The 13,839-nt window shown below is 73.0% G+C and carries 14 protein-coding genes; 5 read left to right on the forward strand and 9 right to left on the reverse strand.

The genetic code is table 11. From position 1 onward, the window contains the following. Window positions 1-13 precede the first annotated feature (13 nt). The 8 genes from dprA to GJR97_RS15455 all read right to left on the reverse strand — a co-directional run bounded on the left by dprA (window position 14) and on the right by GJR97_RS15455 (window position 6,258). Window positions 14-1,303, reverse strand: coding sequence for a DNA-processing protein DprA (gene dprA / locus GJR97_RS15420; RefSeq protein WP_154347625.1), 1,290 nt, complete (start codon window positions 1,301-1,303; stop codon window positions 14-16). Beyond that, complete coding sequence (locus tag GJR97_RS15425) at window positions 1,300-2,877, reverse strand: YifB family Mg chelatase-like AAA ATPase (protein WP_154347626.1); 1,578 nt, start codon at window positions 2,875-2,877, stop codon at window positions 1,300-1,302. Before GJR97_RS15425 ends, dprA begins: the two co-directional genes overlap by 4 nt. Continuing rightward, window positions 2,877-3,233: a YraN family protein gene (locus tag GJR97_RS15430; RefSeq protein ID WP_154347627.1), complete on the reverse strand. Its 357-nt coding sequence runs from the start codon at window positions 3,231-3,233 to the stop codon at window positions 2,877-2,879. The genes GJR97_RS15425 and GJR97_RS15430 overlap by 1 nt, the downstream gene beginning before the upstream one ends. Window positions 3,234-3,335: 102 nt before the next feature. After that, window positions 3,336-3,659, reverse strand: coding sequence for a DUF2469 family protein (locus tag GJR97_RS15435; RefSeq protein WP_129234496.1), 324 nt, complete (start codon window positions 3,657-3,659; stop codon window positions 3,336-3,338). 6 nt (window positions 3,660-3,665) lie between these two features. Then, a complete protein-coding gene (locus GJR97_RS15440; RefSeq protein ID WP_324613581.1) occupies window positions 3,666-4,352 on the reverse strand; it encodes a ribonuclease HII in 687 nt (228 codons plus the stop codon). Between the two features lies 1 nt (window position 4,353). Then, window positions 4,354-5,100 carry a signal peptidase I gene (gene lepB / locus GJR97_RS15445; RefSeq protein WP_154347628.1) on the reverse strand — a complete coding sequence of 249 codons (747 nt, stop codon included), beginning with the start codon at window positions 5,098-5,100 and terminating at the stop codon, window positions 4,354-4,356. A 79-nt stretch (window positions 5,101-5,179) separates the two neighbouring features. Next, window positions 5,180-5,527 (reverse strand): 50S ribosomal protein L19, encoded by a 348-nt coding sequence (gene rplS, locus GJR97_RS15450; protein ID WP_154347629.1) that lies wholly within the window; start codon window positions 5,525-5,527, stop codon window positions 5,180-5,182. A 209-nt stretch (window positions 5,528-5,736) separates the two neighbouring features. Next, window positions 5,737-6,258: a hypothetical protein gene (locus GJR97_RS15455; protein WP_154347630.1), complete on the reverse strand. Its 522-nt coding sequence runs from the start codon at window positions 6,256-6,258 to the stop codon at window positions 5,737-5,739. A gap of 86 nt (window positions 6,259-6,344) precedes the next feature. Here GJR97_RS15455 and map point away from each other — a divergent pair, with 86 nt between their 5' ends. Continuing rightward, complete coding sequence (map, locus tag GJR97_RS15460; protein WP_324613582.1) at window positions 6,345-7,112, forward strand: type I methionyl aminopeptidase; 768 nt, start codon at window positions 6,345-6,347, stop codon at window positions 7,110-7,112. 40 nt (window positions 7,113-7,152) lie between these two features. On the opposite strand, the gene nirD is transcribed toward map, so the two are convergent. After that, window positions 7,153-7,503 (reverse strand): nitrite reductase small subunit NirD, encoded by a 351-nt coding sequence (gene nirD, locus GJR97_RS15465; protein ID WP_154347632.1) that lies wholly within the window; start codon window positions 7,501-7,503, stop codon window positions 7,153-7,155. A 203-nt stretch (window positions 7,504-7,706) separates the two neighbouring features. Here nirD and nirB point away from each other — a divergent pair, with 203 nt between their 5' ends. The 4 genes from nirB to GJR97_RS15485 all read left to right on the forward strand — a co-directional run bounded on the left by nirB (window position 7,707) and on the right by GJR97_RS15485 (window position 13,795). Continuing rightward, entirely contained in the window at window positions 7,707-10,334 is a 2,628-nt protein-coding gene (gene nirB, locus GJR97_RS15470; RefSeq protein WP_154347633.1) for a nitrite reductase large subunit NirB, read from the forward strand. Next, window positions 10,331-11,107: a uroporphyrinogen-III C-methyltransferase gene (cobA, locus tag GJR97_RS15475; protein WP_154347634.1), complete on the forward strand. Its 777-nt coding sequence runs from the start codon at window positions 10,331-10,333 to the stop codon at window positions 11,105-11,107. Before nirB ends, cobA begins: the two co-directional genes overlap by 4 nt. Continuing rightward, window positions 11,104-12,234 (forward strand): uroporphyrinogen-III synthase, encoded by a 1,131-nt coding sequence (locus GJR97_RS15480; RefSeq protein WP_324613583.1) that lies wholly within the window; start codon window positions 11,104-11,106, stop codon window positions 12,232-12,234. Before cobA ends, GJR97_RS15480 begins: the two co-directional genes overlap by 4 nt. Window positions 12,235-12,373: 139 nt before the next feature. Continuing rightward, a complete protein-coding gene (locus tag GJR97_RS15485) occupies window positions 12,374-13,795 on the forward strand; it encodes an MFS transporter (RefSeq protein WP_154347635.1) in 1,422 nt (473 codons plus the stop codon). Window positions 13,796-13,839: the final 44 nt, after the last annotated feature.

Raw genomic sequence — 13,839 nt, forward strand, 5'->3', positions numbered from 1 at the left:
GTGAAGCCGAGCCTCAATCGGGGGGTCGGCGAACCCAACCCTCGCCGGACCGGGCCGCGAGGCCCGTGGCGTCCAGTGCGCCGAGCGCCCCCATGACGGCCCCGGGGGCCAGCCCCGTCGAGCGGACGAGCTCGCCGATGGTGCGCTCGCGGCGGGCCGCGAGGGCGTCGAGCACCCGCCGTTCGGGCGAGGTCAGCCCATCGAGGGCCGGCAGCGGCGCCCGCCCGTCGACCCGGACGACGTCGTCGCGGGACTCGTCGGCGAGCCCGACCGCCGCGTCCCCGACGAGCTCCGCCATCTGCGCGGCATCCGTCACGCAGACTGCATCGAACTCGCGGAGCAGGCGATGGCAGCCCGCCGATGCCGGACTCGTGACCGGTCCGGGCACGGCACCGAGCGGGCGGCCGAGCGCCGCCGCGTGACCGGCCGTGTTCAGCGACCCGGATCGCATGCCCGCTTCGAGCACGACCGTCGCCCGGGAGGCGGCCGCGATCAGCCGGTTCCGCTGGAGGAAGCGCCAGCGCGTCGGAGCCGCGCCGCACGAGAGCTCGGAGACGACCGCGCCGGTCTCGGCGATGCGGCCGAGGAGCGTCTCGTGACCGGCGGGATAGAAGCGGTCGACGCCGCCCGCGAGGAAGGCCACCGTGGTGCCCCCGGCGGCGAGCGCCGACCGGTGCGCCGTTCCGTCGATGCCGTAGGCGCCGCCCGAGACGACGGTGAACCCGCGGTCGACGAGGCCGGCCGACGCCTCGATGGCGACGTGCTCGCCGTACCCCGTCGCAGCTCGCGCGCCGACGAGGGCGATGCCCGGTGCCTCGGTGAGCGCCGCCGACCGACCGCGCACCCACAGCGCGAGCGGCGCGTGAGCGCCGAGGTCGGCGACCGCGTCCGGCCACGCCGCATCGGCGGTGAGCAGGAGTCGCGCGCGCACGCGCGCGGCCTGCGCGACCGACCGGGTGAACGCCGCCTCGTCGAGGCGCGGCCGCCAGCGTGCGAGTCCGGCGGCGAGTTCGCGTGCGCTCGGGGCATCGAGCCCGCCCGGATCGTGGGCGGCCGCCCGCTCGGCGAGCTCGGCCCCGGAGCGACCGCCGAGCAGCCCGGCCGCGACCGGTCGGGCGCCGAGCATGCCGACGATCTTGCCGAGCACGCCGTCGCCGGGCTCGGAGACGTAGCCGAGCAGGGCGGTCGCGACCGCCTCCTCGACGTCGATCGACGCCGAGGCCGCCCCACCCGAGCGCGGCCTGACCACGGCGATCGCGTCGGCGAGGTCGGCGGCGAGCGCGGCCAGGATGTCGCCGCTCATGCCGCCGTCCCCAGCCGCATCGCGAGCGCGCGCCCGACATGCTCGGCGTTCGGGCGCTCGACGCCCTCGAGGTCGGCGATCGTCCAGGCGACCTTGAGCACGCGGTCGTACCCGCGCATCGTCACGCCGCCGCGCTCGAGCGAGCGGTCGAGCGCTCGGGTCGCGACCGATCCGGGATGCAGTCCGCCGTCGCCGCGGAGCCATGGTCCGGGCATCTCGGCGTTGGTGCGCCACGGCGTTCCCGCGAGACGACGGGCAGCGGCGGAGCGAGCCCGCGCCACGAGTCGGCGCGCCTCCTCCGAGGTCATCACGGGAGCGGCCCCGGGATCGCCTGCGCGGTCGCGCTCCATGTTCAGCCGGGACGGGGTGACGCGGTGAACGAACAGCCTGAGGTCGACACGATCCAGCAGTGGCCCCGAGATGCGCGCGAAGTACCGACGCTTGGCCGCCGGCGGGCACGCGCAGCCGTCGTCGGGCGAGTCCCCGCCGCCGCACGGGCACGGGTTGGCCGCGAGCACGAGCTGGAATCGAGCGGGGAAGGTCGCGACCGCGTTCGCCCGGTGGATGCTGATCAGGCCCGACTCGAGCGGCTGGCGGAGTGCGTCGAGCACGCTGGCCGGGAATTCGGGCGCTTCGTCCAGGAAGAGCACGCCGTGCGACGCCCGCGCGGCGGCACCGGGGCGGATGCCCCGACTCCCGCCGCCGACCATCGCAGCGGCACTCGCGGTGTGGTGCGGTGCCTCGAACGGCGGTCGCACCGACAGCGTCTCGCCGATCGGGTGACCGGCGAGCGAGCGGAGCGACGCGACCTCGAGCGCCGCCTCGGGCGAGAGGTCGGGCAGGATTCCGGGCAGCCGGGAGGCGAGCATGGTCTTGCCGGCGCCCGGTGGGCCGGCGAGCAGCAGGTGATGGCCGCCCGCGGCCGCGATGAGGAGCGCCTGGATCGGCTCGTCGCCGCCGATGACGTCCGCGAGATCGCCCTCGGGCCCCCTGCCCGCTGGGATCGCAGGCTCGACGGGCTCGTCGACGGGCTCGCCGACGCGGGCGGCTTCGTGCCCTGGATCACCGCCGTGGCGCTCGACCGCCTCGCGGAGCGTCGCGACGGGGACCACCTCGATGCCCGGGACGAGGCGAGCCTCGGTCGCGTTCGCCGAGGGCACCATCACCCGCTCATGCCCGGCCCGAGCGGCGGCGAGCACGGCCGGCAGGATCCCGTGCGTCGCGCGGAGCCGCCCGTCGAGCCCGAGCTCGCCGAGGTGGACGAAGCGCGCGACGGATTCCGCGTCGACGGTGCCGGCCGCGGCCAGGCAGGCCAGTGCGATCGCCAGGTCGAAGGCCGACCCGTGCTTGGGCAGGGACGCCGGCGAGAGGTTGACCGTCAGGCGTCGCGCCGGGAGCGGGCAGCCCGCGTTCCCGGCGGCCGAGCGCACCCGTTCACGGGCCTCGCCGAGCGCGGTGTCGGGCAGGCCGATGATGACGAACGCCGGGAGCTGGCTGGAGAGGTCGGCCTCGACCTCGACGACCGAACCGGAGAGCCCGACGAGCGCGATCGCGCGCGTCCGTGCGACCGCCATCAGCCGATCCCCTCGAGGTGCTCGACGATCGCGGGCCCCGACGACGGCGCGTGCACGGCGACGGCGTCGATGCGGATGCGCGCGGTCGGCCGGTCGTGCGCCTCGCACCAGGCGATCGCGAGCCGTCGCAGCCGCGCGAGCTTGAGCGCCGTGATCGCCTCGAACGGGTGACCGAACGACGGCCCGGTGCGGGTCTTGACCTCGGCGAAGACGGTGCAGTCGCCGTCGCGCAGGACGAGGTCGAGCTCACCGTGCGCGCAGCGCCAGTTGCGATCGACGACGCGCATGCCGCGCGCCTCGAGGTGATCGGCGGCGACCTGCTCGCCGCGCCGTCCGAGTTCGATGTTGTGGGCCATGGGCCCAGCGTCGCGGTCGGGCGCAGGCGTCCCGGGGCGTCGCCGTCGTTCCGTGGCCGTGCTCGTCGAACCGCCGCCCGTGGAGGACGGCTCGCGGAGCGGCTACTCCTCGAGCGCGAGGTCCTTCGGGAGCTCGAACTCGCGCGTCGCGAGCTCCTCCACGTTGACGTCCTTGAAGGTCAGCACGCGGACCGACTTGACGAAGCGGTCGGCGCGATAGACGTCCCAGACCCAGACGTCCTTCATCGTGAGCTCGAAGTAGAAATCGTGCTCGGTGTCGCGGCGCACCAGTTCGACCTCGTTCGCGAGGTAGAAGCGCCGCTCGGTCTCGACCACGTACTTGAACTGGGTCACGATGTCGCGGTACTCGCGGTACAGCGCGAGCTCCACTTCACGGTCGTAGTCGTCGAACTCGTCCTCATCCATCGTGGATCATCCTACTTCGAGGTCGAACAGCGACGGCGCCGGTTCCGGCGTCCGGTCGTGCAGCCACGTGCGCCGGTGCAGGTCGCTCGGGCCGTGCTCGGCGATCGCGGCGAAGTGCGCGGCGCTCGAGTACCCCTTGTTCTCGTGCCAGTGGTAGAGCGGCGTCTCGTCGTGCGCCCTGCGCATGCCGCGATCGCGGTGCACCTTGGCGATGACGGATGCCGCGGAGACCGACGCGCAGTCGCGGTCGGCCTTGATGCGCGTGATGACCTGCGCGCGGTGCTCGATGGACTGGCTGAGCCAGTCGTAGTTCCCGTCGAGGAGCAGCGGCGCCCCGGCGACGACCGTTCGGTCGACCTCGAGCGCGGCGAACGCCCGGGCGCCGGCGAGCCCCAGGCACGCCATGATGCCGAGCCGGTCGATCTCGTCGGCACTGGCCTCACCGACGGCCGAACCGAGGACCCAGGATGCGGCGCGCGGTGCGAGCAGTTCGCGCTTCGGCTCGGGGAGGAGCTTGGAGTCGCGCAGGCCCGCCGGCATCCGCTTGACGGTCGCGTCGATGACGACGATCCCGACGGTCACCGGCCCGGCGAGCGCGCCGCGACCGACTTCGTCGCACGCGAGAACCACGGGTGCTCCCCCGGCCAGCAGGTCGCGCTCCAGCCGCAGCGTCGGCACCCCGGCGGGAGGCACGTCAGCCGGTCCCCTCGTCGACGCCCGAGAAGACCGCGGGGTAGTTGTCGAGCCAGGCCCAGTTCGAGATCGGCCAGCTCACCACGACGGCCCGACCGACGACGTTCTCGATCGGCACGAAGCCCTCGAGGGGGGTGCCGGTGTTGTAGCGGGAGTCCTTCGAGTTGTAGCGGTTGTCGCCCATGACCCACAGGGAGTCGTCGGGGACGGTCACGTCGAAGTCGTCGCGCGAGACCTTCGTCTCGCCGGGCGGCAGCGCGACGTAGGGCTCGTCGAGCGGCACGCCGTTGACGGTCATCTGGCCGAGCGCGTTGCAGCAGGCGACGTGGTCGCCCGGGAGGCCGACGACGCGCTTGACGAGGTGGTCGTTCGAGTCGGGCGCGGAGAGGCCCACGAAGGCGAGGAAGCCGTCGACGACCGCGACGAGCGGTGGGCGCGCCTCCTCGGAACGAGCGGGCAACCATCCGCCCGGGTCCTTGAACACGACGACGTCGCCGTGCTCGATGGGCGTGACCTCGGGCACGAGCTGGTTGACGATGATGCGGTCGTCCTGCATCAGCGTCTCCTCCATCGACTGCGACGGGATGAAGAACGACCGGATCAGGAACGTCTTGATGAGGAACGAGACGAGCACGGCGACCAGGAAGATCACCACCAGGTCGCGGAGGAACAGCAGTGCGCTCCGGCGGCGCGAGGGCGCACCGGAGGTGGCGCGTTCATCGCGCTCAGTACGTGTGTCTTCAGTCATGAAACGGCTCGAGCTCCCCGCCCCAGTCTAGGGGTGAGGAGCTCGAGCGGATGACGCGTTCGGAACGGCGCGCGGCCGATCAGTTCTCGCGCTTCTCCTTGATCTTCGCCTTCTTGCCGCGGAGCTCGCGCAGGTAGTAGAGCTTGGCGCGACGGACGTCACCGCGGGTGACGATCTCGATGTGGTCGATCACCGGCGAGTGGACCGGGAACTTGCGCTCGACGCCCACCTGGAAGCTGATCTTGCGGACGGTGAAGGTCTCGCGCACGCCCTCGCCCGAGCGGCCGATGACGACGCCCTGGAAGACCTGGATGCGCGAGCGGGTTCCTTCGATGATGTTGACGTGCACCTTGACGGTGTCGCCCGGGCGGAAGTCCGGGACGTCGGAGCGGAGGCTCGCGGCGTCGACGTGGTCGAGGATGTGCATGATGGTTCGCTCTCTGCGCCCGCCACCGGTCGAACGCGGATCTGATTGGAAGAAGAGTTCGGCGCCGTTCGCGCGATCACTCGCGGCGTGCGGGCTCCCCGGAGGCAGAGCCATGCGACGGCACAAACAACCATTCTGCCAGATCGGGTCGTCCTCGGCCAAAACCGCTGAACGGATGCCTCGCCGCGGCGAGCCACGGCGCGACGGCGTCAGCCCCGCCGCTCCTCCCAGCGCCGCTCCTCGCGGATCACGATGACCTCGCCGGCGTCGTCGGCCGGCGCACGACGCGCGTCGCCGCCGACGCCCTGCGCAGGCGACCCCTCGGCGACCAGGCGCTCGTACTCGTCCATCGTCGCGCGCACGCGCCGCGCCCCGTCCCGGAGGAGCCGCCAGACCGCGTACCAGAAGGCGGCGATGCCGCCGACCATCGCGAGCACCGCGAAGGCGATGCCCGTCGGCCCGTAGAACCCCGCGGCGATGATGAGCAGGTGCCAGGCGCCCAGCACCGCGACGTCGGACCAGGCGACGGCCCGCGTGCCGCGGACGTCGGGGCGCGCGGCGACGAGGAGCGCGACGACGCCGAGCATCACGAACGCGACGGGGGTCGCGAACATGAGCCCGAGCACGCCCCAGCCGCTCGAGCCGAAGATCGCGTAGCCGATGAGCAGCCACACCGGGAGCACGATCGCGGCGGCGAACTGCCACCGGTAGAACCCGCGTCGGATGAGCATGCCCCCAGCGTACTTCGGGCGACCGGCGGTCGGCCGGGTGTTCACTCAGGGCTGAGCCGCCAGAATGGATGGCGGAGAGGATGAGCGTGATCGAACTGAGGACCCCCGCCGAGATCGAGGAGATGCGGCCCGCGGGCCGCTTCGTGGCGAGCGTATTGGAGGCGACGTCGAAGGCCGCGGCCGTCGGCGTGAACCTGCTGGAGCTCGACGCGCTCGCGCATGAGATGATCCGGAAGGCCGGCGCCGAGAGCTGCTACATCGACTACCACCCGTCGTTCGGCGCGAGCCCGTTCGGGAAGGTCATCTGCACGTCGGTGAACGATGCCGTGCTGCACGGCCTCCCCCACGACTACCGGCTGAAGGACGGCGACCTGCTGAGCCTCGACTTCGCGGCGTCGGTCGACGGCTGGGTCGCGGACTCCGCCGTCTCGGTCGTCGTGGGCACCCCGCGCGACGAGGACCTGCGCCTCATCGACACGACGCAGCGCGCGCTCGACGCCGGCATCGCTGCCGCACGCGCCGGCAACCGCATCGGCGACATCTCGCGCGCGATCGCGGACGTGGCGAAGGCCGAGGGGCTCTCGATCAACACCGACTTCGGCGGTCACGGGGTCGGCCGCACGATGCACGGCGACCCGCACATCCCGAACAACGGCCGCCCGGGCCGCGGCCTTCCGCTGAAGCCCGGCCTCGTGGTCGCCATCGAGCCGTGGTTCCTCCACCGCACCGACCGCATCTTCACCGACCCCGACGGCTGGACGCTGCGGAGCGTCGACGGCTCGCGCGGCGCGCACTCCGAGCACACCGTCGCGATCACCGACGGCGACCCGATCGTGCTCACGCAGCGCGGCTGATCGCCCCGGGCGTCGGCCACGACGCGATCGCACCGCGGCCTCAGGCGTCGAACTCCACCTGGATCATCCCTCCGACGACCCGCGTCCGATAGGTGCGGAGCCCCAGCGCGGGGTCGGTGAAGCACTCGCCGGTCCCGAGGTCGTAGACCTCCTTGTGCAGGGGCGAGGCGATGGTCGGTCGATCGCCGCGGGAGCCGACGATGCCGCGCGCCATGACGGGCGCGCCGGTATGCGGGTCGTGGTGGTCCACCGCGTACACCTCCTCGCTCCCGACGCGCACGATCGCGACCATCCGGTCGCCCATGAGCGCCACCTCTGCCCACCCGGGCTCGAGGTCGGCGACCGCGCACGCGGCGATCCAGTCGGTCGTGCGTTCGATGGTCGACGTCATCTGCGGCTCCCTCTCCTCGATGCCGACGACGCTACGGTGGCGATGTTTCACCGGCCGCTCCGGCGGTGTTTCGCCCGGGTGAAACACCCCTCACACGACGCACGGCGTCATGCAAGGTCTCCGAGCGCTTGTGTTACGGCTCCGAAACAGGAGCGAAACGGCGCCGCCGTACGCTCGCCAGTCAACCCAGGACCGGAGGAGCCATGAACGACACCGAGATCGACGCCGTCGCCCCGCGCGACGTGCTCGTGGTCGGCGGCGGCCCCGCCGCGCACCGACTGGCCGACAGCCTGCACGCCCGCGACGGCGGACGCACGCTCCGGGTGACCGTCGTCGCGGACGAGGTGCACGCCCCGTACGACCGGGTCGCGCTCAGCACCCGCTTGGCCGACTCCACCGCCGACCTCGCCCTGCCCGCCACCCCGTGGGCCGAGGGCTCCGTGCGCCTGATCACGGGCGAACGCGTCGCCGAGGTGGATGCCGCGGCCGGCGTCGCGACGACGGCGAACGGCCTCGAGCTGCGCTTCGACGACCTCGTGCTCGCGACCGGCTCGAGCGCACCGGTGCCGTCGATCCCCGGCAGCGAGCACATCCGCGTCTACCGGACCATCGACGACGTCGACGCCCTGGTGGCGGAGACCCGCGAGCTCGCGGCGCGACTCGGCCGGGCGCCGCGCGTCGTCGTCGCGGGCGGCGGTCTCCTCGGGCTCGAGGCCGCGGGCGGCCTCGCGAAGCTCGGCGCGGACGCCGCGATCGTCCACTCCGGCTCCTGGCTCATGTCGGCGCAGCTCGACGAGGGCGCCGGGCGCGCGCTCGGGCGCATCATCGCCGCACAGGGCATCGACCTGCACCTCGGGGTCCGCCCCGCGAAGGTGCTCACGGGCAGCGGCGGCGTCGTGGGGGTGGAGCTCACCGACGACCGCCGCGTCGACGCCGATCTCGTCGTGTTCGCGATCGGGATCACGCCGCGCGACGAGCTGGCTCGGGCGATGGGGCTCGAGCTCGGCCCGCGCGGTGGCGTCGCGATCGACACCGGCTGCGCGGCATCCGCCCCGAACGTCTGGGCGATCGGCGAGGTCGCGAGCTTCGAGGGGCGCTGCACCGGGTTGGTCGCCCCGGCGAACGCGATGGCCGAGGTCGTCGCGGACCGCCTGCTCGGCGGGGCGGCGGAGTTCACGACCGTCGACGACGCGACCAAGCTCAAGCTCGCCGGCGTCGACGTCGCGAGCTTCGGCGACGCGCTCGCGCGAACCGACCAGGCGCTCGAGATCGTCTACGCCGACCCGGCGCGCGGCATGTACCAGAAGCTCGTGATGACCGACGACGCCAAGACCCTGCTCGGCGGGATCTTCGTCGGCGATGCGTCCCCGTACGCGTCGCTCCGGCCCCTCCTCGGCACCGAGCTCTCGGGCGAGCCCGCCGCGTACCTGTCGGCGTCGGGCATGGAGGCGCCCGCCGGCGACGAGCTGCCGGCATCCGCCCTCGTCTGCGCCTGCAACAACGTCGCGGCCGGCACCATCCGCGACGCCGTGAACGGGCCGCACGGCGAGCACGAGGCGGGCTGCGCCGAACTCGGACCGCTGAAGGCGTGCACGCGCGCCGGCACCCAGTGCGGCTCGTGCGTGCCGCTCGTGAAGAAGCTGCTCGAGGCCGAGCTGAAGAAGTCGGGGCAGACCGTCTCTCGCGCGCTCTGCGAGCACTTCCCGATCTCGCGGCAGGAGATCTTCGAGTCGGTCCGGGTGCTCGGACTCGCCTCGTTCGATGAGATCATCGGCCGGCTCGGCACCGGGCGCGGCTGCGACGTCTGCAAGCCCGTGGTCGCGTCCGTGCTCGCCGCGCAGCACGGCTCGTACATCCTCGACGGCGGCCGCGGCGGCCTGCAGGACACCAACGACCGCGCCATGGCGAACATGCAGAAGGACGGCACGTACTCGGTCGTGCCGCGGATCCCGGCCGGCGAGATCACGCCGCAGAAGCTCGCGGTGATCGCGCAGGTCGCCACCGACTTCGGCCTCTACACGAAGATCACCGGCGGCCAGCGCATCGACCTCTTCGGTGCCCGACTCGACCAGCTCCCCGAGATCTGGAAGCGGCTCGTCGAAGCCGGCTTCGAGTCCGGCCAGGCGTACGGCAAGGCGCTGCGGAACGTGAAGAGCTGCGTCGGTTCGACCTGGTGCCGCTACGGCGTCCAGGACTCGGTCGCGATGGCGATCCGCCTCGAGCTCCGCTACCGCGGCCTGCGGTCGCCGCACAAGCTGAAGTTCGGCGTCTCGGGCTGCGCGCGCGAATGCGCCGAGGCGCGCGGCAAGGACGTCGGCGTGATCGCCACCGACCAGGGCTGGAACCTCTACGTCGGCGGCAACGGCGGCTTCCAGCCGACGCACGCGCAGCTGCTCGCGAGCGACCTCGACGACGAGACGCTCATCCGCTACATCGACCGCTACATGATGTACTACATCCGCACCGCCGACCGGCTGCAGCGCACCGCGCGCTGGATGGAGGACCTCGACGGCGGCCTCGACCACGTCCGCGACGTCGTGGTCCACGACTCGCTCGGCCTCGCCGACGAGCTCGAGACGGCGATGGCCGCTCACGTCGACACCTACGAGGACGAATGGGCGGCGACGCTCGCCGACCCCGAGCGGCTCCGCAGGTTCCGCCCGTTCGTGAACGCCCCGGACCCCGACGACCCCCGGAGCGCAGCCGTCTCCGGCCTCGCGCGCGTCGAGGAGCGCGGCCAGCTGCGGCCCGCGCGGCCCGACGAGATCGCGCGCGGCGAGGCGGTGCTCGTCGCCGGACCGACGATCCCGGTCCGGGGGGACGACGCATGACCGGCCGGGTGACGCTCGTCGGCGGCGGCCCCGGGCGGGAGGACCTCCTCACCGTCGGGGCCGTCCGCGCGCTGGGCTCCGCGGACGTCGTGCTCTACGACCGCCTCGCGCCGCACGCTCGCCTGGCCGAGCTCGCGCCCGACGCCGACCTCGTCGACGTCGGCAAGCAGCCCGGGCACCACGCGCTGCCGCAGGAGGAGATCGAGGCGCTCCTCGTCGCCCACGCCCTCGCCGGGCGGCACGTCGTCCGGCTGAAGGGCGGCGACCCGTACGTCTTCGGGCGCGGCGGCGAGGAGGTGCTCGCCTGCCACCGGGCGGGCGTTCCCGTCGAGGTGCTGCCGGGCGTGACGAGCGCCGTCTCAGTGCCGGGCGCCGCGGGCATCCCCCTCACCCACCGCGGGATCAGCCGACTGTTCACCGTCGTCTCGGGGCATGCGCCGCTGAGCGACGAGGAACTCCGCCACCTCGCCGGCCTCGGCGGCACCATCGTCGTGCTCATGGGCGTGAACACGCTGCCGCAGCTCGCCGCCGGGCTCGCCCGGCACGGCATGCGGGGCTCGATGCCGGTCGCGATCGTGGAGCGCGGCTTCCGATGCGACCAGCGCACGACCATCGCCGACCTGTCGGGGATCGTGTCGGCCGCCGGGCTCGCCGGCGTCGCCTCGCCGGCGGTGATCGTCGTCGGCGAGGTCGTCCGGCTCGCGCACGACGGCGACCGCACGGCGGCCGAGCTCATGGAGCGCGCGGCGGGATTCGCGGCGGTGGCGACGTGACGGACCAGGTCGATTCGACGATCGGGTTCCGGCCCGACCAACTCGAGGGGTTCCGCATCGGCGTGACGAGCGACCGCCGATCGGCGGACCTCATCGACGCGTTCGTGCGCCGCGGCGCCCAGGTGGTCCACGCGCCGACGATCCGCATGGCGAACGCGAGCTCCGACGAGCCGGTCATCGCCGACACGCGCGCGATCATCGACGCGCGACCGGACGTGCTGCTCGCGACCACGGCGTACGGCGTGCGGCGCTGGTTCGAGGTGGCGGATGCCGCGGGGCTCGGCGACGAGCTCCTGTGCGCGCTCGGGCGCACCGCGATCCTCGTCCGCGGCCCGAAGGCACGCGGAGGCATCCGCGCCGCCGGCCTGGACGACGTCGGCATGAGCGCCGAGGAGACCACCGAGTCGCTGATCGACGAGGTGCTGGCGACGCATCCGCCGGGCCTCACCGTGGCGGTGCAGCTGCACGGCTACCTGCCGCCCGAGGCGCTCGACCGCCTGCGCGACGCGCACGATCGCGTGCTCACGGTGGAGCCGTACCGCTGGATCGATCCCGACCTCACGGACGAGCGCGTCGACCGCCTGATCGAGGCCGCCTGCACGGGCGGCCTCGACTGCATCACGTTCACGAGTGCGCCCGCCGTGCACGCGCTGCTCATGGCGGCCGAGGCGCGCGGCCGGTACGACGACCTCGTGGACGCGATGCGGGGCCCCGTGGTCGCGGCGACCGTCGGGCCGGTGACGTCGGCCCCCCTGGTCGCGGCGGGCATCACGCCCCTCCAGCCCGACCGGTTCCGGATGGGCGCGATGATCCGCCAAGTGTGCGAGCACCTCGAGGACACGCGCGTCATCCGCCTCGAGACGCAGCACGGCCCGGTCGCGCTGCGAGGCTCGGTCGTCGAGGTGCGCGGACGCCGCGTGGCGCTGCCGCCCGTCGCGCTCTCGATCCTCCGGCCGCTGGTCCACGCGCGGGGGTCCGTCGTCGCGCGCGACCGCCTCGCCGCAGGCATGCCGGGCACGGCCGACGAGCACGCGCTCGAGGTCGCGCTGAGCCGCCTGCGGCAGACCCTCGCGGTGCCCGGACTCATCTCGACCGTGGTCAAGCGCGGCTACCGGATCGACGTCTGACCATGACCTCACATCGGCCTCGGGTGCAGGTGAGCAGGTGGGAACACGAAGTTCACCACCCGCGCCGGTCGGGGAAACACGCCGCGGATAGCGTCGCCTCACCAGCTCGACACGAGACCGACATCCCCCGGAGGCACCGATGACCGAGACCCTCTCCGCTCCGCCCCCCGCGGCTCCCGCCGCCGTCACCGCACCGCCCGCCGCCGCGGGCGCCCTCACCGTCCGACCCGGCCGTTGGATCGACGGCTGGGACCCCGAGAACACCGTCCAGTGGGAGCGCGAGGGCCGGCGGATCGCCGCCCGCAACCTCCGCTGGTCGATCTTCGCCGAGTTCCTCGGCTTCGTCGTCTGGCAGCTGTGGTCGATCGTGGTCGTCTCGCTCCCGGCCGCGGGCTTCGCCTTCGAGACCGGCCAGATCTTCTGGCTCATCTCGATCCCCGCACTCGTCGGCGCGACGCTGCGGATCCCGTACACGTTCATGGTGCCCCGCTTCGGCGGGCGCAACTGGACGATCGTGTCCGCCGCGCTCCTCCTCATCCCGGCGATCGGCCTCGCGGTCGCGGTCGCGAACCCCGAGACCCCGTTCGGCGTGATGCTCGCGATCGCGGCGCTCGCCGGCTTCGGCGGCGGCAACTTCGCCAGCTCCATGGCGAACATCACCTACTTCTTCCCGCAGCGCGAGAAGGGGTGGGCGCTCGGCCTGAACGCCGCGGGCGGCAACCTGGGCGCGTCCGTCGCGCAGTTCGTGGTGCCCATCGCGATCACGATCGGCGCGGCCGTCACGCTGAACCTGCCCCTCGCGGGCTGGATCTGGGTGCCGTTCATCGTCATCGCGATGGTCGGCGCGGCGCTCCGCATGGACAACCTCTCGAACGCGAAGGCGGATGTCGCGGCCTCGCTCGCGGCACTGCGGGAGCCGCACCTGTGGATCCTGGCCGTGCTCTACATCGGCACGTTCGGCTCGTTCATCGGGTTCGCGGGCGTCTTCCCCAAGCTCATCGCGGACCAGTTCCCCGACTTCTCCGCGTTCCACGTCGGTTCGGCGACCCTGTCGCTCGCCTTCATGGGAGCGCTCGTCGGCTCGCTCGCGCGGCCCTACGGCGGCCGGCTCGCCGACCGCTTCGGCGGCACCCAGATCACGATCGCGGCGTTCGCCGTGATGGCGCTCGGCGCCCTCGCCGTGGTCTGGACGCTCCCGCTCGGCAACTTCTGGCTCTTCCTCGGCCTCTTCCTGGTGCTCTTCACCGCGTCGGGCGTCGGCAACGGCTCGACCTACCGGATGATCCCGACGGTGTTCGCGCTCCGCGCCGGCGCGCACAATGCGCACGAGTCGGCCGGCGACGTGAGCTCGCAGCGGAAGGCGGCAGCGGCCCTCGGCATCATCTCCGCGGTCGGCGCATACGGCGGGTTCGTGATCCCGCAGCTGCTCGGCTACTCGAAGACCACGTTCGGCGACTACACGACGGGGCTCAGCTGGTTCGTGTGGGCGTACGCGGTGATGCTCCTCATCACCGCGGGCGTCTACCTGACCCTCGCGAAGCGCTCCGGACACCGGATCTGACCGGGGCGGGCCGGGCGACCTCACCGCCCGGCCCGATCCCCCAC

The organism is Agromyces kandeliae (genome assembly GCF_009674665.1).
Lineage (GTDB): Bacteria > Actinomycetota > Actinomycetes > Actinomycetales > Microbacteriaceae > Agromyces > Agromyces kandeliae.

Excerpts from the sequence above, each read along its gene's own strand:
- dprA (WP_154347625.1), bottom strand. The coding sequence starts at position 1,303 with ATGAGCGGCGACATCCTGGCCGCGCTCGCCGCCGACCTCGCCGACGCG.
- GJR97_RS15485 (WP_154347635.1), top strand. The coding sequence starts at position 12,374 with ATGACCGAGACCCTCTCCGCTCCGCCCCCCGCGGCTCCCGCCGCCGTC.
- nirD (WP_154347632.1), bottom strand. The coding sequence starts at position 7,503 with ATGACGTCGACCATCGAACGCACGACCGACTGGATCGCCGCGTGCGCG.
- GJR97_RS15425 (WP_154347626.1), bottom strand. The coding sequence starts at position 2,877 with ATGGCGGTCGCACGGACGCGCGCGATCGCGCTCGTCGGGCTCTCCGGT.
- lepB (WP_154347628.1), bottom strand. The coding sequence starts at position 5,100 with ATGACTGAAGACACACGTACTGAGCGCGATGAACGCGCCACCTCCGGT.
- cobA (WP_154347634.1), top strand. The coding sequence starts at position 10,331 with ATGACCGGCCGGGTGACGCTCGTCGGCGGCGGCCCCGGGCGGGAGGAC.
- nirB (WP_154347633.1), top strand. The coding sequence starts at position 7,707 with ATGAACGACACCGAGATCGACGCCGTCGCCCCGCGCGACGTGCTCGTG.
- rplS (WP_154347629.1), bottom strand. The coding sequence starts at position 5,527 with ATGCACATCCTCGACCACGTCGACGCCGCGAGCCTCCGCTCCGACGTC.
- GJR97_RS15435 (WP_129234496.1), bottom strand. The coding sequence starts at position 3,659 with ATGGATGAGGACGAGTTCGACGACTACGACCGTGAAGTGGAGCTCGCG.
- GJR97_RS15455 (WP_154347630.1), bottom strand. The coding sequence starts at position 6,258 with ATGCTCATCCGACGCGGGTTCTACCGGTGGCAGTTCGCCGCCGCGATC.
- GJR97_RS15430 (WP_154347627.1), bottom strand. The coding sequence starts at position 3,233 with ATGGCCCACAACATCGAACTCGGACGGCGCGGCGAGCAGGTCGCCGCC.